Genomic DNA, 20,930 nt, shown 5'->3' with positions numbered 1-20,930 from the left:
ACGCGCAGAACGGCACCCAGACCACGAACCGGGCGCGGGGCAGACGCCAGGACCGGGCTCGCGGGACTCGCAGGCCCGCCGACGGCCGGCCGCCCACCGCCCAGCCGGCAGCCACCCGGCCGACGACTGCCGAACCCAAACCCAAACCCACCGACATCCGACGACGCGCACTGGGCCGCTACGGCGAGGACCTGGCCACCCGGCGGCTCATCGAAGCCGGAATGCACATCCTGGACCGCAATTGGCGCTGCCGGGAGGGCGAGATCGACATCGTCGCCGCCGACGGTGACGCCCTGGTGGTCTGCGAGGTCAAAACCCGCCAAGCCACCCGGTACGAACACCCGATGGCGGCGGTACGCCCGGAGAAGGCCGCGCGCCTGAGACTGCTGGCCGAACGCTGGATGGAGCGGCACGGCGGCCCGCCAGCCGGCGGCGTACGCATCGACGTCATCGGCGTACTGCTCCCGGCCCGCGGCGCCCCGGTCGTCCAGCACGCACGCGGGGTGGCCTGATGGGATTCGCCCGTACCTGCTCCGTCGCCCTGGTCGGCGTCGAAGGCGTGGTGGTCGAGGTCCAGGCCGACCTGGAACCCGGCGTCGCGGCCTTCACCCTCGTCGGGCTCCCCGACAAGAGCCTGATCGAGTCCAGGGACCGGGTGCGCGCCGCCGTGGTGAACTCAGGTGCCGAATGGCCCCAGAAGAAGCTCACCGTCGGCCTCAGCCCGGCCTCCGTCCCCAAGAGCGGCAGCGGCTTCGACCTGGCCGTGGCCTGCGCGGTCCTTGGCGCCGCCGAGCGCCTCGATCCCCGCGAACTCACGGACCTGATGATGATCGGCGAACTGGGCCTCGACGGCCGCGTCCGGCCCGTACGTGGTGTGCTGCCCGCCGTCCTTGCCGCCGCCGACGCCGGATACCGCCAGGTCGTCGTACCCGAGCGGACCGTGGCCGAGGCCTCCCTCGTCCCCGGGATCTCCGTCCTCGGCGTCCGCAGCCTGCGCCAACTGATCTCCGTCCTCGCCGACGAACCGGTGCCCGAGGAGGATGATCCGCTGGAAGAAGGCCGCCCCGACCCGCTGCTGGCAGGCCTGGTCGTACCCGGGACGGGCCTCAGCGCCGGCCTGCCACGCGGGGACCACACCCCCGACCTCGCAGATGTCGCAGGCCAGCACAGCGCCCGCCGCGCCCTGGAAGTGGCCGCCGCCGGACGCCACCACATCTTCTTCAAAGGCCCGCCCGGCGCCGGCAAGACCATGCTCGCCGAACGCCTCCCCGGCCTGTTGCCACCCCTGTCCCCTCAGGAAGCACTGGAGGTCACCGCCGTCCACTCGGTGGCCGGCACCCTCCCGCCAGGACAACCCCTTCTCCACCGCCCGCCCTACTGCGCCCCGCACCACTCCGCGACGATGGCCTCCCTCGTGGGCGGCGGCACCGGACTGCCCCGCCCAGGAGCCGTATCCCTCGCCCACCACGGCGTGCTCTTCATGGACGAGGCCGCCGAGTGCAGCCCCAGCGTCCTGGACGCATTGCGCCAGCCGCTGGAGGCCGGCCATGTCGTCGTCGCCCGGGCCGCAGGCATGATGCGGATGCCCGCCCGATTCCTGCTGGCCCTGGCCGCCAACCCCTGCCCGTGCGGACGCCACGGCACCACCGGCGGCGGCTGTGAATGCCGGCCGTCCTCCATCCGCCGCTACCGCGCCCGCCTCTCCGGACCGCTGATGGACCGGGTCGACCTGCGGATCTCCGTGGAACCGGTCGCCCGCTCCGAACTGGTCGCACTCGGCCGCGGGGCCGAATCCACCGCGACCGTCGCCGAACGCGTCCAGGCCGCCCGCGAACGCGCCGAGGCCCGCCTCGTCGACACCCCCTGGCACACCAACAGCGAAATCCCCGGCCATGAGCTCAGAACCCGCTGGCAGGTCCACCCCGGCGCCTTGGCCCAAGCGGAACGCGACCTCGAATGCGGCCTCCTTACGGCCCGCGGCCTGGACCGCGTACTACGCGTCGCCTGGACCGCCGCCGACCTGGCAGGCCGCGACCGCCCCACCAGAGAAGACGTCAACTGGGCCCTGGAACTGCGCACGGGCGTCCGCCGCGGAGCGCCGACGACGGCGGGCGGAGCCAGCAGCACAACCGCCGAAGCAAGCCGCCGCGAGACCGTGACCACCCGGCCACCCGGCGAGCAGGGGTGAAACCATGACCGGCATCGACGCATGGGGCTTCGCCACCGGCGAGCCCACCGGACACCCACCGGCTCCCCGCCCGGCCTGCGAACCACAGCACACGGCCCGCGCCGCCCTCACCCGGATCCTCGAACCGGGCGACGAAAGCGCCGGACGGTGGCTGCGCGACATGGGGCCGGTGGCCCTGTGGCACGCGCTCTCCGACGAGGACGCCGACCCGCCCCCTGGCGCAAGCCCGGCCAAGGTCACAGGCCTGAGACTGCGCGCCGCCCGGGCCCGCCCTGCGGAGGACCTCGCTGCGGTCACCGCCCTGGGCGGCCGCTTCATCTGCCCCGGCGACGACGAATGGCCCCGCCAGCTCGACGACCTCGGTGACGGCCGCCCCATCGGCCTCTGGGTGCGCGGCAAGGCCAACCTCCGTCTGTGGGCGCTGCGCTCCGTCGCCGTCGTCGGCGCCCGGGCCTGTACCGAATACGGCGCCCACCTCGCCGCCACCCTCGGCGCCGGACTCGCCGAACGCGGCTGGACCGTCGCCTCCGGCGCCGCATACGGAGTCGACGGTGCGGCCCACCGCGGCACGCTCGCCGCGGACGGCGCCACCATCGCCGTACTCGCCTCCGGCGTCGACTACGCCTATCCGCGCGGCCACACCGAGTTGATCGGCCGGATCGCCGAACAAGGCTTGGTGGTCGCCGAGTTACCACCAGGCGACCACCCCACCCGCAGCCGCTTCGTCCAGCGCAACCGCGTGATCGCCGCACTCACCCGAGGAACTGTCGTCGTGGAGGCCGAACTCCGCAGTGGCTCCCTGGTCACCGCCCGGCGCGCACTCGCCCTCGGACGTTTCACGATGGGCATGCCGGGCCCCGTCACCAGCGGTCTGTCCGCCGGTGTCCATCAACTCCTGCGCGGTGAGGCCACGGTGGTAACCGACGCCGACGAAGTCATCGAACTCGTCGGCAGCATCGGCGACCTAGCCCCCGAGCGATGCGGACCGACCCTCGTCCGCGACCTCCTGGACCCCGTGGCAGCCCGCGTACTGGAGGCGCTGCCCGCCCGCGCCAGCGCGGACACCGACCACCTGGCGCGGGAAGCCGGCACACCCCGCGACCTCGCCCACGCCAAGCTCCAAGAGCTGCTGTCCCTCGGATTCGTTCAAAGGTGCGGCGACCGCTGGGAGTTGGCGCGACGCGCCGAGACGACCGACGGTTCCCGGCGAGGCGGTACTTGACCTGGGGCGAACGGGTGAAAGGGTGAGGGGAATGACCGCAGAATCCAGGTTTGCCACGCTTCGGCGCATGGGTGCGCCCCGTGGAGAGACGGCGAAGTGGCGCAACGGGCGCACACGCTCGCGCCCGCCGTATCACCGCATCCGTACGCATGGCCCCCCGAGCGCCCCCGTCCGGCACCGCTTCCGGGTGTCGACACGCCGTACGAGGTAACCCTGAGGTGCGGGCAGCGGAACGTATCTGCGCACCCCCGAACCTGCGCTCCTCGCGCACCGCGACACTCCGGTCACGCTACGCTCACAGGCAATTCAACCCTCATACATCCATCCACCCGCGTCTCGGCAGAACGGCTCAAGGCGACGAATGCCCCAGCACACCTCCGGGTCTGACCGTGCGGCAGTACCACCTGCCGCACGCGGCAGCGTGCGCCCCGCCCCGCCCAGCTCCCTCGACGAGCTGTGGCGCTCCTACAAGACATCGGGCGACGGCCGGCTGCGGGAACAGCTGATCCTGCACTACTCGCCACTGGTCAAATACGTCGCCGGCCGCGTCAGCGTCGGCCTGCCGCCCAACGTCGAGCAGGCCGACTTCGTCTCTTCCGGCGTCTTCGGACTGATCGACGCCATCGAGAAGTTCGACCCCGAACGCTCCATCAAGTTCGAGACCTACGCCATCACCCGCATCCGCGGCGCGATGATCGACGAACTGCGCGCACTGGACTGGATCCCGCGCTCCGTACGGCAGAAGGCCCGCGCCGTCGAACGCGCCTACGCCACCCTCGAAGCCCAGCTGCGCCGCACCCCCACCGAGGCGGAGGTCGCCGACGAGATGGGCATTGCGCTGGAGGAACTCCACGGGGTGTTCAGCCAGCTCTCCCTGGCGAACGTGGTGGCGCTGGAAGAGCTGCTGCACGTCGGCGGCGAGGGCGGCGAACGGCTGAGCCTGATGGACACCCTCGAGGACACGGCCGCCGAGAACCCCGTCGAGATCGCCGAGGACCGCGAACTGCGCCGGCTCCTCGCCCGCGCTATCAACACCCTCCCCGACCGTGAGAAGACCGTGGTCACCCTCTATTACTACGAAGGCCTCACCCTCGCCGAGATCGGCAACGTGCTCGGCGTCACGGAGAGCAGGGTCAGCCAGATCCACACCAAGTCCGTACTCCAGCTCCGGGCGAAGCTCGCCGACGTCGGACGCTGAAGCACTCGCGCAGCCCCGCCGCCCACGCCGAGTGGCCATGCGGAGTGCCGCGCCCGGCACGCCATCCGTAGAGTGGTGACGTGCCCAGGATTCGAGCGGCCTCTGTGGCCGAGCACCGGACCATGCAGCGCGGCGCCCTTTTGGACGCCGCCCGCACCCTGCTGTCCGAGGGCGGAACGGAAGCACTGACCTTCCCCGCCCTCGCCGAACGCACGGGACTCGCGCGCTCCTCCGTGTACGAGTACTTCCGCTCCCGCGCGGCCGTCGTCGAAGAGCTGTGCGCGGTCGACTTCCCCGTATGGGCCGCTGAGGTCGAAGCGGCGATGGAGCGCGCCGACACGCCCGAGGAGAAGATCGAGGCGTATGTACGCCGGCAGCTCGCACTGGTCGGCGACCGCCGCCACCGTGCTGTCGTCGCCATCTCCGCCGGCGAACTGGACGCGGGCGCACGCGAGAAGATCCGCGCGGCACACGGCGGCCTCATCGCCATGATCGTCGAAGCGCTCGCCGACCTCGGCCACGCCCAGCCCCGGCTCGCGGCCATGCTCCTCCAGGGCGTCGTCGACGCCGCGGTCCGCCGCATCGAACTCGGCGCCGCGGAAGACCCGAACGACATCACCGAAGCAGCGGTCGGTATGGCCCTCCACGGCGTAACCCACCCCTGACAGGGGCCCTTCCCCGCCTCCCGCCCCTGCTTCTCCCTCCCCCCCCCGGGGCCCCGCCCCCTCCCACCCCACCCCTCGTTGGCCCCGCAGCCCGCAGCCCGCAGCCCGCAGCCCGCAGCCCGCAGCCCGCAGCCCGCAGCGGCATCGGCCGGATGGTCTGGCGGGTGCTGGCGCAATGAGCCATGCGGCCCCACCTTGCTCGGCTTGCCACCCCGCCGGAGCTGTCACCTCCGCAGCAGGAGAGCCCCCTGGCCGTGCCCGCCCCCGCCCGCTCTCACGCCCCGCGCCGCAGCTCACGCCCCGGTCATCGCCGGCCCCGCGATCGCTCACCATCAGATCCGCTGCATCGGATCCCCCGCCTCGGCCCTGCCCCGGTCCTGCCCCTGCCCCCACCTCCCCGCCCGCTCACGCTCGCCCCTGGCCCTAACGCTCCCCACGCCTCACCGGCCGATCACGCTCCTTCCGCTCCGACGGCCGACCGGGGGAGAGCCGACCCAGTGCCCAGAGCGCCACCGCCGCGAGGCTGACCGCTGCTGCCAGTGCCGTACCCGATGGGGCCGTCCGTCCTTGCTGGGCCATTGGCTCTGGCCGTGCTGGTGTGGGCGGTGGTCTTGGTGGCCGGGAGGGCGTCAAGCCGTCCGGTGGTACGGGGACTCCGAAGAGCGGTAGCAGTCGGGAGGGGCCGCTGGTGCGCATGCTCTCGGGGAGCAGCGTCAGCGGGTTCAGGTACGTCTTGCCGCGGCGCAGCCCCCAGTGGAGGCAGGGCGCGCGGCAGTGGAACGGGCCGCGTTGGAGGACGGCAACGGGCTGGCCCGCCGTGACGCGCTGGCCCTTCCGAACGGTGGCGCGCACTGGTTCGTAGGTGGTGTGCAGGGGAGGGCGGCCAGAGTCGGAGACCTCGATGGTGAGGACGCCGCGGCCGGCGACGTTCCCGGCGAAGGCCACCCGGCCCGGCGCGGCGGCCCGTACCGTCGCGCCGGCGGATGAGGCCAGGTCCACGCCCCGGTGCCCGGATGCCCAGGGGGCGGGCGGCGGCTCCCAGCCGCGTAACACGGTGGGCCGTATGCCTGTCGGCCCTTTCCCCTTCACCGGCCAGGCCCGGTCCGCCACCGGCCAGGCCTGGTCAGCGGGTGTCTGCGTATCGATATGGGCCGGCTCATGGGTGCGCTCATGCCCTCCCGCGGGCTCCGCGGCTGCGGCCAGGGCCGGAGCGGCGGCGGGAGTGAGCGGGAGAGCCAGGTGCACGGCCGGCACGGCGAGCACCGCAGCTGTTGCGGGGGCCAGGAGTGCGGCCGCCGCGCGGGCCGGAAAGAAGCAGCTCGGGCCGTAGGCGTGCGGCTCCCTGTGTGGTGCCGGCGGTAAGGGCGTCGGTGGTCCGAAGCCTGCTCGGGGGCTGGGCGGGACTGTTGTACCTGGCCTGCGTCGTGGTCGGCACCGGTCTCGGTCCATGCGCTGCCTGTGGCGGTCCGCCGTACTCCTGCCGCGCAGGCATCCGAGAGCTGACCGGACCGTCGCGCCGGTCTCTCGTCGCGGTTGTCGTTTGTCTTGTCGCATGTCTTGTCGCATGTCTCGACCCTGGCGCAGTCGGCCGTGGCGTGGGGATCTTGGTCCGTAGTTGTGGATAACGGGCCGGTTGTGGACAACGGCGTCACCCGCCCCGGGGGCTCCGCCCCACCGGGCCCCCACCGAGCCAGGGCCGAGACCCACCGAGCCAGCGTCGAGACCCACCGAGCGGGCGACGAGAGCCCACAGAGCTACCGTCGAGATCCCGCCGCGCCCCAGACCCCGGCTCTCACTCGCCCGGCCCCCGTCCGTCACCCGGCCAGTCCACGGTGCTCACCCGCCTGGGGTTCGAAATGGTGCGTGTCGCCCGGTGCATCGGCAGTCCCGTACACTTCTGATGGCGATCCGGGTCACCGGGTCGACTTCGCACGCCCCGCCGTCAGTGCAGCAGTCCCTTTCGGGCAGCACGACGGCCGCGTCCCTCGGTCCTCGGACGACTCCGCAAGGTGTCTTCCCCGGCAGGCGCGTCGGGGCGTCAGGCACCGCGGCCGACCGGTCGCAGTGGAACCGAGAACAACAAGGAGTACGGCCATGGCCGTCGTCACGATGCGGGAGCTGCTGGAGAGCGGCGTCCACTTCGGGCACCAGACCCGCCGCTGGAACCCGAAGATGAAGCGCTTCATCTTCACCGAGCGCAACGGCATCTACATCATCGACCTGCTCCAGTCGCTGTCGTACATCGACCGCGCCTACGAGTTCGTCAAGGAGACCGTCGCCCACGGCGGCTCCGTCATGTTCGTCGGCACGAAGAAGCAGGCCCAGGAGGCCATTGCCGAGCAGGCGACCCGCGTGGGCATGCCCTACGTGAACCAGCGCTGGCTCGGCGGCATGCTGACCAACTTCTCGACCGTCTACAAGCGCCTGCAGCGCCTGAAGGAGCTCGAGCAGATCGACTTCGAGGATGTGGCCGCCTCCGGCCTCACCAAGAAGGAGCTCCTGGTTCTCTCCCGCGAGAAGGCCAAGCTGGAGAAGACCCTGGGCGGTATCCGCGAGATGCAGAAGGTGCCCAGCGCCGTCTGGATCGTGGACACCAAGAAGGAGCACATTGCCGTCGGTGAGGCGCGCAAGCTCAACATCCCGGTCGTCGCGATCCTCGACACCAACTGCGACCCGGACGAGGTCGACTACAAGATCCCGGGCAACGACGACGCGATCCGCTCCGTCACCCTGCTCACCCGCGTGATCGCCGACGCCGTCGCCGAGGGCCTCATCGCCCGCTCCGGCGCTGCCACCGGCGACCAGAAGCCCGGCGAGAAGGCCGCTGCCGCCGAGCCGCTGGCCGAGTGGGAGCGCGACCTGCTCGAGGGCGAGAAGAAGGCTGACGACGAGGCCCCCAAGGCCGAGGAGAAGCCTGCTGAGGCCCCCGCCGCCGAGGCCGAGAAGCCGGCCGCGGACGCCGAGCAGGCCTGACCCGCAGCATCCGGCTGATGACGGCGGGGGAGGGCGCGGCGAGCGCCGCCCCCGCCGTCCACCCGTAGATCTTTCGACTTCGAGATTTCGAGAAGAGACTCACAGACCATGGCGAACTACACCGCCGCTGACGTCAAGAAGCTCCGCGAGCTCACCGGCGCCGGCATGATGGACTGCAAGAAGGCCCTGGACGAGGCCGAGGGCAACGTCGACAAGGCCGTCGAGGCGCTGCGCATCAAGGGCCAGAAGGGCGTCGCCAAGCGCGAGGGCCGCTCCGCCGAGAACGGTGCGGTGGTCTCCCTGATCGCGGACGACAACGCCTCCGGTGTCATCGTCGAGCTGAAGTGCGAGACGGACTTCGTCGCCAAGGGCGAGAAGTTCCAGGCCGTCGCCAACGAGATCGCCGCGCACGTCGCGAAGACCGCTCCGGCTGACATCGAGGCCCTGCTCGCCTCCGAGATCGAGCCCGGCAAGACCGTCCAGGCGTTCGTCGACGAGGCCAACGCCACCCTGGGCGAGAAGATCGTCCTGGACCGCTTCGCGCAGTTCTCCGACGGCTACGTGTCGGCGTACATGCACCGCACCATGCCCGACCTGCCGCCGCAGATCGGTGTCCTCGTCGAGCTCGACAAGGAGAACGCCGAGGTCGCCAAGGGCGTGGCTCAGCACATCGCCGCCTTCGCGCCGAAGTACCTCTCCCGTGAGGACGTCCCGGCCGAGGTCGTCGAGGCCGAGCGCCGCGTCGCCGAGGAGACCACGCGTGCGGAGGGCAAGCCCGAGGCTGCCCTGCCGAAGATCGTCGAGGGTCGCCTCAACGGCTTCTTCAAGGACGCGACGCTGCTCGGCCAGCCGTACGCGCTCGACAACAAGAAGTCCGTCGAGAAGGTCCTCCAGGAGGCCGGTGTCACCCTGAAGCGCTTCTCGCGCATCAAGGTCGGCATCTGAGAGCCTGCCGCGAAGGCAGCGAATGACCTACGACCCCGCTAGGGTCGTACGCAGTCGGCCGCTCAACGGCCGGCCGCAGATGTGACGAGGAGGCCATTGCCGCAGAGGGATCTGGACCAGACCCACGGCAATGGCCTTCTTCGTATGTGCACGAGGAGAGCTCAATGAATCACGGTGCCGACGGCGCGCACACAGACCATGCCGGTCACGGCGGCAGGCGACGCTTCCTGCTGAAGCTGTCGGGCGAGGCGTTCGCCGGCGGCGGCGGGCTGGGCGTCGACCCCGACGTCGTGCACGCGATGGCCCGCGAGATTGCCGCCGTGGTACGCGACGGCTACGAGATCGCCATCGTGATCGGCGGCGGCAACTTCTTCCGCGGCGCCGAACTCCAGCAGCGAGGCATGGACCGGGCCCGCTCCGACTACATGGGCATGCTCGGCACGGTCATGAACTGTCTGGCCCTCCAGGACTTCCTGGAGAAGGAAGGCATCGACTCCCGCGTCCAGACGGCGATCACCATGGGCCAGGTTGCGGAGCCGTACATTCCGCTGCGCGCGGTGCGCCACCTGGAGAAGGGCCGGGTCGTCATCTTCGGCGCCGGCATGGGCATGCCGTACTTCTCCACCGACACCACCGCCGCCCAGCGCGCCCTGGAGATCGACGCAGAGGCCATGCTGATGGGCAAGAACGGTGTCGACGGTGTCTACGACTCCGACCCCAAGACCAACCCCGACGCGGTCAAGTTCGACGCCCTCGAATACGGCGAGGTCATCACCCGCGACCTGAAGGTCGCCGATGCCACCGCCATCACGCTGTGCCGGGACAACAAGCTCCCGATCCTCGTGTTCGAACTGCTCGCCGAGGGCAACATCGCGCGTGCGGTGAAGGGTGAGAAGATCGGCACGCTCGTCAGCGATCAGGACACCCGGGCCTGACGGCCCCAACTGCCGCGATTCCGTACGGGCATCGGCCCGTACGGGCGGCAGCTCCCCGCCGGGGGAAGATCCCCGGTACGGGGATGGACAACTGCCTGCCGGTCGGACACCGTGCAGGAGAAGACGCGCGGCAGGGGCGAGGCTCTGCTTCTTACCGAAAAGACCAGGAGCAAGTGGTGATCGAAGAGATCCTCCTCGAGGCCGAGGAGAAGATGGAGAAGGCCGTCGTGGTCGCCAAGGAGGACTTCGCCGCGATTCGCACCGGGCGTGCGCACCCGGCGATGTTCAACAAGATCGTGGCGGACTACTACGGCGCGATGACGCCGATCAACCAGCTGGCGTCGTTCTCGGTACCCGAGCCGCGGATGGCCGTGGTGACCCCGTTCGACAAGAGCGCGCTGCGCAACATCGAGCAGGCCATCCGCGACTCCGACCTCGGCGTCAACCCGAGCAACGACGGCAATATCATCCGGGTGACCTTCCCCGAGCTGACCGAGGAGCGCCGCAAGGAGTTCATCAAGGTCGCCAAGAACAAGGGCGAGGACGCCAAGATCTCGATCCGCAGCGTCCGCCGTAAGGCCAAGGAGTCCCTCGACAAGCTCGTCAAGGACAAGGAGAGCGGCGAGGACGAGGTGCGCCGCGCCGAGAAGGAGCTCGACGACACCACCGCGAAGTACGTCGCGCAGGTGGACGAGCTGCTCAAGCACAAGGAATCCGAGCTCCTCGAGGTCTGATGAACGAGTCATCCTGGGGGGCCCCGCCCGCCGCCGGTCGATGGGGACCGCCCGACCATGGACCGGCCTCCTCGCTTCGCGGGGTGGCGCCCCCCGCCTCGGCGGGTCCCGTGCACGAGTGGGCCGACGCGGCGCAGACTCGGCCCATGCCCATCGTGCCCGAGCCAGGCGGACACCAGGACGACGACCGGGAACATCGGGAGATCCGGGACAGCCGGAACCACCTGGACGACCGGGGGGCTGCTCGACGGAGCGGCCCCCTGTTCCGCGACGAAAAGCCGCAGGAGCCCATGCCCCCCTCCTTTCCCGGGTCCGACCGTTCGCCGGACTCAGAGAAGCCGAAGAAGAAGAGCGCGGGCCGCAACCTGCGTGCCGCGATAGGGGTCGGTGTCGGTCTCGGCGCGGTCATCCTCGCGTCGCTCTTCGTCTACAAGCCCCTCTTCATCGGCGTGATCGCGATCGCCGTCGTCGTCGGGCTGTGGGAACTGACCTCGCGGCTGGCGGAGCGCAAGGACATCAAGGTGCCGCTGGTGCCGCTCGCGGTCGGCGGCACCGCCATGGTGGTCGCCGGATATGTACGCGGCGCGGAAGGCGCATGGGTGGCCATGGCGCTCACCGCCCTGGCCGTCCTCGTCTGGCGGATGACCGAGGCCCCCGAGAACTACCTGCGGGACGTCACCGCCGGCGTCTTCGCGGCGATCTATGTGCCTTTCCTGGCGACGTTCGTGGCGCTGATGCTCGCCGCGGAGGCCGACGGGCCGCAGCGGGTGCTGACCTTCCTGCTGCTGACGGTCGTCAGCGACACCGGCGCGTACGCGGTCGGCTGGCGGTTCGGCAGGCACAAGCTCGCCCCCCGCATCAGCCCCGGCAAGACCCGCGAAGGCCTGCTCGGCGCGGTGCTCTTCGCGATGGTGGCCGGCGCCGTGTGCATGCAGTTCCTGATCAAGAACGGCGTCTGGTGGCAGGGCCTGCTGCTCGGCCTCGCCGTCGCGGTCAGCGCCACCCTCGGCGACCTCGGCGAATCCATGATCAAGCGCGACCTGGGCATCAAGGACATGGGCACCTTGCTCCCCGGCCATGGCGGGATCATGGACCGCCTCGACTCCCTCCTGCCGACCGCCCCGGTGGTCTGGCTGCTGTACGTGATCTTCGTGGGGTCGGGCTGAGCATGAGGTTCTTCCAGGTGAGCGAGGGCGTGTCGGCGTACTCGCGCTGATCGTTCCCTGCGCTCAGCGGGGACCGCCCGAGGCCCACGAGGGGCCTGCCGCGCTGTGCGGCAGGCCCCTTTTCGCGTCTCTGCGGCACCTCAGCGTCGCGGTGCTGCACAGCGAGGCACTACGAGTTGTGCCGGCATGAGAGGGCGTCACCGCGATCGACGGCCTCGCCCCGCCCTCCGGTCTACCGGGGCGACGACACGACCTGGACCAGCACCTTCAGCGGCTCCGGCGACGTGGAGAACTCGCCGAGGAAGGGATACGACAGTTCCGTGACGAGGAACAGGTTGGTGGCCACGAGGACACTCACCGCCCCGACCATTCCGTAGTGCATCCAGGTCTGCTCGGAGCCGTAGACGACGGAGAACCCGAGGACCAGCCCGCTGGTCAGAAAGATCACCATCCACAAGGACAGGGGCGGGCCGATGTTGCTGCGCGCCGCGAGCAGCCGTTCCGTGCGGGCGACGCTCAATTCCCTCAGGGACGTGAGCGAGCTGGCGAGGAAGGCCCGTTGGGTATCGCTGCGCGGCCTGATGTGCTCGTACGTGCTGTGCAGGCGGTTCAGCGCGTTCTCGGCCTCGGGCGTGGTGGCGCCGAGGCCCGCGCGGGACCACTCGGCCGCCGCCGCGCGTCCGTACTCCCTCAGGCCCTGCCGGATCCGGGCGCTCTCGGTCTTGCCGAACGCGTCGCGGCCCATGGCCATGTGCACCGCCTCGGAGCCCTCGGTGCGCGTCGTCTGGTCCGCCGAGTTCACCTGGCCCCAGAGCGCGAGGACGATGAAGCCGATGAGGAACCCGTAGACGACGGCGATGACGGGGAACAGGAATGTGGCGACCTCGTTGTGCTCGCCCTGCTTGAGGCGTGGGTAACGGTGCCGGACGATCGCCTGGACGGCTGCTGTCCCGCCGGCGATACCGACGATGAGCCCTGCCAGCAGCAACCAGGAAGGGACGTTGATCACGATCCAACGGGTCACTGTTCCACGCTCCTGACGTACCCCACACCCGCCACCACCGGCGCGGTGGCCAACGAACGCACCGGACTGCGGACACGCCCTCGTCATCTCTTCGGCGCCGATGGCAGAGGAGCACAGCGGGTGACCGTCGCCTCACCACTCCGGCCTGGGCTCCCGTAAACGATCTGCGACACTGGATCCACCATGCCTGCACCCGGAGAACTCACGTTTGTCGCGCCCCGTGGCGCGAAGAAGCCCCCTCGGCACCTCGCCGATCTCAGTCCTGTTGAGCGCCGCGAAGCGGTGGCCGCGATCGGTGAGAAGCCGTTCCGGGCCAAGCAGCTTTCGCAGCACTACTTCGCCCGTTATGCGCATGACCCGGCGCAGTGGACCGACATCCCGGCGGCGGCGCGCGAGAAGCTGGCGAGCGAGCTGCTGCCGGACCTGATGAATGTGGTCCGGCATATCTCGTGCGACAACGACACCACCCGCAAGACGCTGTGGAAGCTGCACGACGGCACGCTCGTCGAGTCCGTGCTGATGCGTTACCCGGACCGGGTCACGATGTGCATCTCCTCGCAGGCCGGCTGCGGGATGAACTGCCCGTTCTGTGCGACGGGACAGGCGGGGCTGGACCGGAACCTGTCCACCGCCGAGATCGTGCACCAGATCGTCGACGGGATGCGGGCGCTGCGCGACGGCGAGGTGCCGGGCGGCGCGGCGCGGCTGTCGAACATCGTCTTCATGGGGATGGGCGAGCCGCTGGCCAACTACAAGAGGGTGGTCGGCGCCATCCGGCGGCTGACGGATCCCGAGCCGGACGGGCTGGGGCTGTCCCAGCGGGGGATCACGGTCTCCACGGTCGGTCTGGTGCCGGCGATGCTGCGGTTCGCCGACGAGGGCTTCAAGTGCCGGCTGGCCGTCTCCCTGCATGCGCCGGACGACGAGCTGCGGGACACGCTCGTCCCCGTCAACACGCGCTGGAAGGTGCGTGAGGTGCTGGACGCGGCCTGGGAGTACGCGGAGAAGTCCGGGCGGCGGATCTCGATCGAGTACGCCCTGATCCGGGACATCAACGACCAGGCCTGGCGCGGTGACCTGCTGGGGCGGCTGCTGAAGGGCAAGCGGGTCCATGTGAACCTGATTCCGCTGAACCCGACACCCGGGTCGAAGTGGACCGCCTCGCGCCCCGAGGACGAGCGGGCGTTCGTCCAGGCCATCGAGGCGCACGGGGTTCCGGTGACCGTCCGCGACACCCGTGGGCAGGAGATCGACGGCGCCTGCGGGCAGCTCGCGGCCTCGGAACGCTGACCTGCCCGCTGGTACGGTGTGCTCGAACAAATGCACATTCCGACAGGGGAGCGCCACAGCGCTGAGAGTGCGGTAGCGCCGTAGCCATACGGTGCCCGCAGACCCTTGAACCTCGCCCGGGTCATTCCGGGTAGGAAGTTCGGTCATTACTCATGCTGTTGCGCCCTGCCCCGGGTCCCCTCCGTACGTCCTCGGACGTCGCGAGCCGCGGACCCGGGGCAGGGCCGCGTCTCTTCCTGGCCAGCCAGGAGGACATCAGTGAGCACCACCAGCAGGATCACCGCGAGCGCCGTTGCGGCCGCGGTCGGCATGACCGCACTCGCCGCGTGCGGCAGCCAGGACGGCGGGAGCGCGGACGCCAAGACCGTCACGCTCGTCAGCCATGACTCGTTCAACGCCTCCAAGTCCGTTCTCGCCGCCTTCGAGAAGGAGAGCGGCTACAAGGTGAAGGTCCTCAGGGGCGGGGACGCCGGCAAGGCCGTCAACCAGGCGATCCTGTCGAAGGACAACCCGCAGGGCGATGTGCTCTTCGGGATCGACAACACCCTGCTCTCGCGCGGTCTGAACGCCGGTCTGTTCAGCCCGTACGAGGCCAAGGGGCTGGCGAACGTCCCGGCGGAGCTCCAGCTCGACAAGGGCGAGCACCGAGTCACCCCCCTCGACTACGGCGACATCTGCGTCAACTACGACCGCGGCTTCTTCGCCCGGCACAAGATCGCGCCGCCGAAGACCTTCGACGACCTGATCAAGCCCCGCTACAAGGGGCTGCTCGTCACGGAGAACTCCGCGACCTCCTCGCCGGGGCTCGCCTTCCAGCTCGCCACCATCGCCAAGTACGGGACCGGGCAAGGCTGGCAGGACTACTGGAAGAAGCTCAAGGCCAACGGCGTCGAGGTCGTCGACGGCTGGGAGCAGGCCTACAACGAGCGGTTCTCCGGCTCCGCGGCCGGCCACGGCAAGGGCGACAAGCCGCTGGTGGTCTCCTACGCCTCCAGCCCGCCCGCCGAGGTGCTGGGCAAGAAGCCCGCGCCCAAGGAGGCGCCGACCGGGGTCGCGACCGGCACCTGCTTCCGGCAGATCGAATTCGGTGGTCTGCTGAAGGGCGCGAAGAACGAGAAGGGCGGCAAGGCGCTGCTGGACTTCCTGCTGAGCAAGAAGTTCCAGGAGGACGAGCCGCTGCAGATGTTCGTGAATCCGGCACGCAAGGACGCCAAGGTGCCGGAGCTGTTCACCAAGTACGGCACGACGATCGACAAGCCCGCCACACTGGCCCCGGAGACGATCACCAAGAACCGTGAACAGTGGATCAAGCAGTGGTCCTCGCTCGTTCTGAAGTAACGCCTGACCGGGCCAACGGGGCCCGGCGCGGACGGCCGGCGCGGGGAACGGCGGTGCGGCTCGGCCTGATGGCGGTGCCGCTCGCCTTCTTCGCGCTGTTCTTCGCCTATCCGGTGGTGGCGATCGTCGGGCGGGGGCTGAAGGACGGCGGACAGTGGCAGCTCGGCCGGTTCGGGGCGGTGCTGAGCGACCCGGATGTCGTGCACGTGCTGTGGTTCACCCTCTGGCAGGCGGCCGCCTCGACCGGCCTGACGCTGCTGATCGCGCTGCCCGGCGCGTATGTCTTCGCGCGCTTCGACTTCCCCGGCAAACAGCTGCTGCGGGCGGTGGTGGCGGTGCCGTTCGTGCTGCCCACCGTCGTCGTCGGCTCGGCCTTCTTGGCGCTGCTCGGCCGGGGCGGGCTGCTGGACGAGGTGTGGGGCCTGCGCCTGGACACGTCGGTCTGGGCGATTCTGCTGGCGCATGTCTTCTTCAACTACGCGGTGGTGGTCCGGACCGTGGGCGGGCTGTGGGCGCAGCTCGACCCGCTGCAGGAAGAGGCCGCGCGGGTGCTGGGAGCCGGCCGGTTCACGGCCTGGCGGCGGGTGACGCTGCCCGCGCTGGGACCGGCCGTCGCGGCCGCCGCCCTGATGGTCTTTCTGTTCACCTTCACCTCCTTCGGGGTGGTGCAGATTCTCGGCGGGCCCACCTTCTCGACACTCGAGGTGGAGATCTACCGGCAGACCGCGGACTTCCTGGACCTGCCGACGGCCGCCGTCCTCACCATGATCCAGTTCGCGGCGGTGCTGGGCGTACTCGCGCTGCACGCCTGGACGGTACGCCGCAGGGAGTCCGCCCTGCGGCTGGTGGACGCCGCGCGGACCGCCCACCGGCCCCGTGGCCGCGGCCAGTGGGCGCTGCTGTGGGGGACGCTGCTGGTCATCGCCGTCCTGCTCATCGTGCCGCTGGCGGTGCTCGTGGAACGGTCGTTCGCCGGGCCGGACGGCTACGGAGCGGTCTTCTACGCATCGCTGCGCTCCGCCGCCACGGCCGACAGCACCTTTGCCGTCGCCCCCCTGGACGCGCTGTGGAACTCCCTCGCCTACGGGGCCGCGGCCACCGTGATCGCCCTGGTCGTTGGCGGGCTGGCGGCCGCCGCACTGACCCTTCCCCGGCTGCGCCGCGGACCGTCCGGGCGGACCCCGGTGATCAGCCGGTTCGTCCGGGGCTTCGACGCCCTGCTGATGCTGCCCCTGGGCGTCTCCGCGGTGACCGTCGGCTTCGGCTTTCTGATCACCCTGGACCGGCCTCCGCTGGATCTGCGCGCCTCGTGGTGGCTGGTTCCGCTCGCCCAGGCCCTGGTGGGGGTGCCGTTCGTGGTCCGGACCATGCTGCCCGTCCTGCGGGCCGTCGACGGGCGGCTGCGGGAGGCGGCCGCGGTGCTCGGCGCCTCGCCATGGCGGGTGTGGCGCGAGGTGGATCTGCCGATGGTGCGCCGGGCCCTGCTGATCGCCGCGGGCTTCGCCTTCGCGGTATCGCTCGGTGAGTTCGGCGCGACGGTCTTCATCTCCCGGCCGGACCGGCCGACGCTCCCGGTGGCCGTGGCACGCCTGCTGGGACGTGCAGGAGAGCTCAACTACGGGCAGGCGATGGCCCTGTCGACCATCTTGATGGTGGTGTGCGCCGGGGCCCTGCTGGCCCTGGAGCGCGCCCGAACCGACCATTCCGGGGAGTTCTGATGACGGCACGGACCGGGACCGCCGCCCAGCCGCCGCACCAGCTGCTGCGGCTGGACGGGGTGACCGTCCGCTTCGGCACCTCCGGGCGGCCCGCGCTGGACGCGCTGGACCTGGATGTCGCCGCCCACGAAATCGTCTGCGTCCTGGGGCCGAGCGGCAGCGGCAAGTCCACCCTGCTGCGGGTGGTTGCCGGCCTCCAACAGGCCGATGCGGGGCAGGTGTTGCTGGAGGGACGGGACCAGTCGGGAGTGCCCACGCACCGGCGCGGGGTCGGGCTGATGTTCCAGGACCACCAGCTCTTCCCGCAGCGCGATGTCGCGGGCAACGTCGCCTTCGGGCTGCGGATGCGGGGCTCCTCGCGCGCCGAACAGGAGCGTACGGTCGCCGGGCTGCTGGACCTCGTCGGGCTGCCGGGAGCCCAGCGGCGCGCCGTGGCCTCGCTGTCCGGCGGCGAACAGCAGCGGGTCGCCCTGGCCCGCGCGCTGGCGCCGCGCCCCCGCCTGCTGATGCTGGACGAGCCGCTGGGGCAGCTCGACCGCGGACTGCGCGAACGGCTCGTCGTCGAACTCCGCCGTCTCTTCCACGACTTGGGCACGACCGTGCTCGCCGTCACCCACGACCAGGGGGAGGCCTTTGCGCTCGCCGACCGGGTCGTGGTGATGCAGGACGGCCGGATCGCCCAGACCGGCAGCCCCCTGGAGGTCTGGCAGCGCCCGGCCACCGAATTCGTCGCCCGCTTCCTCGGCTTCGACAACGTCGTCGGCGCGACGGTGCAGGGCGAGGCCGCCGCGACCCCCTGGGGCAAGGTCCCCGTCCCGGACGGCACCCAGGACGGCCCGTGCCGTCTGCTCGTACGCCCGGCCGGCGTACGGCTCACCTCCGCTGCCGACGGGCTGCCCGCCACGGTCGAGGCCCGGACGTTCCGCGGCACGCACGTCGCGCTGCTCCTCCAGCCGGCCGCCGGCCCCCAGGTGGAGGCGGCCTGCGCACTGCCGGACGCACCGGAGGTGGGGGAGCGGGTCGGCCTCACCTTCGCGGCGGCGGATGTGGTGGTGCTGAATGCGGAGGAGGCGGACGGGGAGTAAGGGGACGGGGCCGCCTAGGGGAAAGTCGTGGGGCAGTAGGGGCCGGGGCGCAAGCAGCCTTGGCAGTGCCTTGCAGGCCCTGGCAGGCTCAGCGTTCGGGAGTGGCCGCCAGGGGGTGCCCCGGGGCTTCGGCGGCGGCGCCCGACTCCCTCGCCGGGCCCGGTTCCGCCTCCGCCATGGCCTCCGACTCCGTCGCCGTCGTGGCGTCCGCCTCCGTCGGCTCCGGCTCGCCGAACCACGCGACCGCGACCGCCCCGGCCACCGCCACGACGAAGCCGAGCACGGCGACCCAGGCGAAGCCCGGCCGGGACGCGTCGCCGAGCCACATCACCCCGAGGATGCCGGGGACCACGGTCTCGCCCACCACCAGCGCCGCCGTGGCGCCGTTCACCGATCCGATCTGGAGGGCGACGGTGTGCAGATACATTCCGCCGATGCCCGCCACGAGAATTGCGTACAGGGCCGGGTCGCCGAGCAGGGAGGGCAGATGGAAGGGGTCGACGCCGTTCAGCACCCGTACGCCGACGCCGAGCGCGCCGAAGCCCAGACCGGAGAGCAGACCGGCGAGGATCGCGGCCCGGCTGCCCAGCAGGCGCACGACCAGGGTGCCGCCGCCGATGAGCACGACGGATGCGACAAGCAGCCACCAGTGGGTGGCGATCGGGGTGTGCCCGCTGCCCTCCGGCCCGGCGGCCGTGGCGAGCAGCACCAGCGCCGAACAGACGACGGCGATGGAGCCCCACTCGGCGCGGTTGAGCCGGATGCCGAGGAGCTTGATGCTCAGTACGGCCGTGATCACGAGGTTGGCGCTGATCACGGTCTGGGACAGGAACAGCGGCAGCAGCCTCGCCGCCAGCGCACCGAGCCCGAAACCGACGAAGTCCAGCACCGTGCCCACCATGAACTCCCAGGTCACCGCGGCCTTCGCGGTGGAGGAGAGGCTGGGACCGCCGTGCTGGGTGACGCCGCTGGTGGTGGTGGCCTTGGCCGCCTCCCGGCGGGCGGACTTGCGGGAACCCACCGCCTGTAGGACCGAACCCGTGCCGTAGCAGGCCGACGCCGCTACGGCCGTCAGAAGGCCGATGATCACCAAGAGCTCCGTTCGCCCGCTGCATTACCTGTTCATTACCTGGCCTGGCAGACGCGCATTTCGGGACGGGAGTTGCCTCGGAAGGCAAACAGATCGTGCGGACGCCCCCGCCCCGAGACGGGCCAGGGCTTACGGCGGGTCAGGGCCGCAGACGGGCCAGTGCCTCCGGGACCTCGTCCACCGATTCCACCAGGGCGACCCGGGCCGCCATGGGGCGGTCCGCCGCGAGGGCTTGGAGCAGCGGCCACGCGGGCAGCTTCTCGGTCCAGTGCGCGCGGTTCACCAGCACCATCGGGGTCGGCTCGCCCCGCGACCCGTAGTAGTTCGGGGTCGCGTTGTCGAAGATCTCCTGTAGGGTCCCGGCCGCGCCCGGAAGGAAGACGACGCCCGCAGTGCAGCGCGCCAGCAGCCCGTCCTCGCGCAGCGCGTTGATGAAGTACTTGGCGATATGGGTCGCGAAGGCGTTGGGCGGCTCGTGCCCGTAGAACCAGGTGGGGATGCCGACCGAGGCGCCGCCGCCCGGCCGGTTCCGGCGTATGTCGAAGGCGGCCTGTGCCCAGTCGGTGACCGAGGGGGTGAAGCCCGGTGCCTTGGAGAGGAGTTCCAGTGCCCAGTCGAGCATGGCGTCCTCGAAGGGCGCGGCGTACGCCCCGAGGTTCGCTGCCTCCATTGCACCGGGGCCGCCGCCCGTCGCCACGGTCAGACCGTCGCGGGTGAGCCGGCGGCCGAGCCGGGCCGCGCCCGCGTAGGCGGCGGAGCCGCGCTCCAGGGCGTGCCCGCCCATGACGCCCACCACCTGGGCGCCGGCGAGGTGTTCGTCCAGGGCGTCGGAGACCGCGTCGTCGTGGATGCCGCGCAGCATCGAAGCGAAGATGTCGCCGTCCGTCTTTGTCTGCTGGTACCAGTGATAGGTGCGGGCGTCCGGGGTGGCTTCGTAGCCGGCGTCGGACAGTCCGTCGAAGAGCTCGTCCGGCCCGTACAGACCGCCCCGGTACGGATCGAACGGCAGGCCCGGTATCGGCGGGAAGACCAGCGCGCCCCCGGCACGGACCTTCGCGGCGGCGTCCGGCTCCATGGGGCAGCCGAGGAACACGGAATCCGTGGTGTCCGTGCTGAGCAGCGCGAAGGAACGGTCCGTCAGGTCGACCGACTGGACGCGGTGTCCGGCGAGGCTGCCCGAGGCGACGACCCGGTCGAACTCCTCGAGGGATTCAATCTCGCGGTCGGCCGTACGGGCCTGGCCGTGAGCTCGGTCGAGGTCGTGTTCGTGCTCGTGGCCGTGGCCGTGGCCAGGGTCGTCGTCATGGAAGGCATGGTGGCGGGGCGCTGGGGGCTCTGAATTCGGCTGCACGCCCGCCA

General features: G+C 70.9%; 18 protein-coding genes. 14 read left to right on the top strand and 4 right to left on the bottom strand.

The window, feature by feature from the left end:
• The first annotated feature begins 155 nt into the window (after positions 1-155).
• The 5 genes from ACZ55A_RS29175 (at position 156) to ACZ55A_RS29155 (ending at position 5,273) form a co-directional block, all read left to right on the top strand.
• Complete coding sequence (locus tag ACZ55A_RS29175) at positions 156-512, top strand: YraN family protein (protein ID WP_468846271.1); 357 nt, start codon at positions 156-158, stop codon at positions 510-512.
• Positions 512-2,188: a YifB family Mg chelatase-like AAA ATPase gene (locus tag ACZ55A_RS29170; RefSeq protein WP_468846134.1), complete on the top strand. Its 1,677-nt coding sequence runs from the start codon at positions 512-514 to the stop codon at positions 2,186-2,188. Before ACZ55A_RS29175 ends, ACZ55A_RS29170 begins: the two co-directional genes overlap by 1 nt.
• A gap of 4 nt (positions 2,189-2,192) precedes the next feature.
• Complete coding sequence (gene dprA / locus ACZ55A_RS29165; RefSeq protein WP_468846132.1) at positions 2,193-3,410, top strand: DNA-processing protein DprA; 1,218 nt, start codon at positions 2,193-2,195, stop codon at positions 3,408-3,410.
• Positions 3,411-3,771: 361 nt separating this feature from the next.
• A complete protein-coding gene (gene whiG, locus ACZ55A_RS29160) occupies positions 3,772-4,608 on the top strand; it encodes an RNA polymerase sigma factor WhiG (RefSeq protein ID WP_468846129.1) in 837 nt (278 codons plus the stop codon).
• Positions 4,609-4,730: 122 nt separating this feature from the next.
• Positions 4,731-5,273 carry a TetR/AcrR family transcriptional regulator gene (locus ACZ55A_RS29155; RefSeq protein WP_468846268.1) on the top strand — a complete coding sequence of 181 codons (543 nt, stop codon included), beginning with the start codon at positions 4,731-4,733 and terminating at the stop codon, positions 5,271-5,273.
• Positions 5,274-5,696: 423 nt separating this feature from the next.
• Here ACZ55A_RS29155 and ACZ55A_RS29150 read toward each other — a convergent pair whose 3' ends face one another.
• Positions 5,697-6,722 (bottom strand): murein hydrolase activator EnvC family protein, encoded by a 1,026-nt coding sequence (locus ACZ55A_RS29150; protein ID WP_468846126.1) that lies wholly within the window; start codon positions 6,720-6,722, stop codon positions 5,697-5,699.
• 645 nt (positions 6,723-7,367) lie between these two features.
• Between ACZ55A_RS29150 and rpsB the strand changes: the two genes are divergently transcribed.
• The 5 genes from rpsB (at position 7,368) to ACZ55A_RS29125 (ending at position 12,026) form a co-directional block, all read left to right on the top strand.
• Complete coding sequence (gene rpsB / locus ACZ55A_RS29145; protein ID WP_336051814.1) at positions 7,368-8,246, top strand: 30S ribosomal protein S2; 879 nt, start codon at positions 7,368-7,370, stop codon at positions 8,244-8,246.
• A gap of 108 nt (positions 8,247-8,354) precedes the next feature.
• The gene (tsf, locus tag ACZ55A_RS29140) at positions 8,355-9,191 is read left to right on the top strand and encodes a translation elongation factor Ts (protein WP_468846123.1); all 837 of its coding nucleotides are present in this window, start codon (positions 8,355-8,357) and stop codon (positions 9,189-9,191) included.
• 164 nt (positions 9,192-9,355) lie between these two features.
• Entirely contained in the window at positions 9,356-10,126 is a 771-nt protein-coding gene (gene pyrH, locus ACZ55A_RS29135) for a UMP kinase (RefSeq protein WP_468846120.1), read from the top strand.
• Positions 10,127-10,302: 176 nt separating this feature from the next.
• Positions 10,303-10,860: a ribosome recycling factor gene (gene frr / locus ACZ55A_RS29130; protein WP_030413725.1), complete on the top strand. Its 558-nt coding sequence runs from the start codon at positions 10,303-10,305 to the stop codon at positions 10,858-10,860.
• The gene (locus ACZ55A_RS29125) at positions 10,860-12,026 is read left to right on the top strand and encodes a phosphatidate cytidylyltransferase (protein WP_468846117.1); all 1,167 of its coding nucleotides are present in this window, start codon (positions 10,860-10,862) and stop codon (positions 12,024-12,026) included. The genes frr and ACZ55A_RS29125 overlap by 1 nt, the downstream gene beginning before the upstream one ends.
• A 232-nt stretch (positions 12,027-12,258) precedes the next feature.
• Here ACZ55A_RS29125 and ACZ55A_RS29120 read toward each other — a convergent pair whose 3' ends face one another.
• Positions 12,259-13,050, bottom strand: a complete 792-nt coding sequence (locus ACZ55A_RS29120; protein WP_468846115.1) for a bestrophin-like domain — start codon at positions 13,048-13,050, stop codon at positions 12,259-12,261.
• 183 nt (positions 13,051-13,233) lie between these two features.
• On the opposite strand from ACZ55A_RS29120, the gene rlmN reads away from it, so the two are divergent.
• The 4 genes from rlmN to ACZ55A_RS29100 all read left to right on the top strand — a co-directional run bounded on the left by rlmN (position 13,234) and on the right by ACZ55A_RS29100 (position 18,481).
• A complete protein-coding gene (gene rlmN, locus ACZ55A_RS29115; protein WP_468846112.1) occupies positions 13,234-14,340 on the top strand; it encodes a dual-specificity RNA methyltransferase RlmN in 1,107 nt (368 codons plus the stop codon).
• A gap of 258 nt (positions 14,341-14,598) precedes the next feature.
• A complete protein-coding gene (locus ACZ55A_RS29110) occupies positions 14,599-15,678 on the top strand; it encodes a thiamine ABC transporter substrate-binding protein (RefSeq protein ID WP_468846109.1) in 1,080 nt (359 codons plus the stop codon).
• Positions 15,654-17,396: an ABC transporter permease gene (locus ACZ55A_RS29105; RefSeq protein ID WP_468846266.1), complete on the top strand. Its 1,743-nt coding sequence runs from the start codon at positions 15,654-15,656 to the stop codon at positions 17,394-17,396. The genes ACZ55A_RS29110 and ACZ55A_RS29105 overlap by 25 nt, the downstream gene beginning before the upstream one ends.
• The gene (locus tag ACZ55A_RS29100; RefSeq protein WP_468846106.1) at positions 17,396-18,481 is read left to right on the top strand and encodes an ABC transporter ATP-binding protein; all 1,086 of its coding nucleotides are present in this window, start codon (positions 17,396-17,398) and stop codon (positions 18,479-18,481) included. Before ACZ55A_RS29105 ends, ACZ55A_RS29100 begins: the two co-directional genes overlap by 1 nt.
• An 88-nt stretch (positions 18,482-18,569) precedes the next feature.
• On the opposite strand, the gene ACZ55A_RS29095 is transcribed toward ACZ55A_RS29100, so the two are convergent.
• Together ACZ55A_RS29095 and ACZ55A_RS29090 are read right to left on the bottom strand one after the other, a co-directional pair.
• Complete coding sequence (locus ACZ55A_RS29095) at positions 18,570-19,571, bottom strand: DMT family protein (protein ID WP_468846103.1); 1,002 nt, start codon at positions 19,569-19,571, stop codon at positions 18,570-18,572.
• A 139-nt stretch (positions 19,572-19,710) separates the two neighbouring features.
• The gene (locus tag ACZ55A_RS29090; RefSeq protein ID WP_468846100.1) at positions 19,711-20,922 is read right to left on the bottom strand and encodes an LOG family protein; all 1,212 of its coding nucleotides are present in this window, start codon (positions 20,920-20,922) and stop codon (positions 19,711-19,713) included.
• Between the last annotated feature and the right edge of the window lie 8 nt (positions 20,923-20,930).

Source organism: Streptomyces sp. NPDC034111, assembly GCF_055575375.1.
Note: the sequence above shows the minus strand (reverse complement) of the source record. Positions and strands in the feature narration are given on the sequence as shown.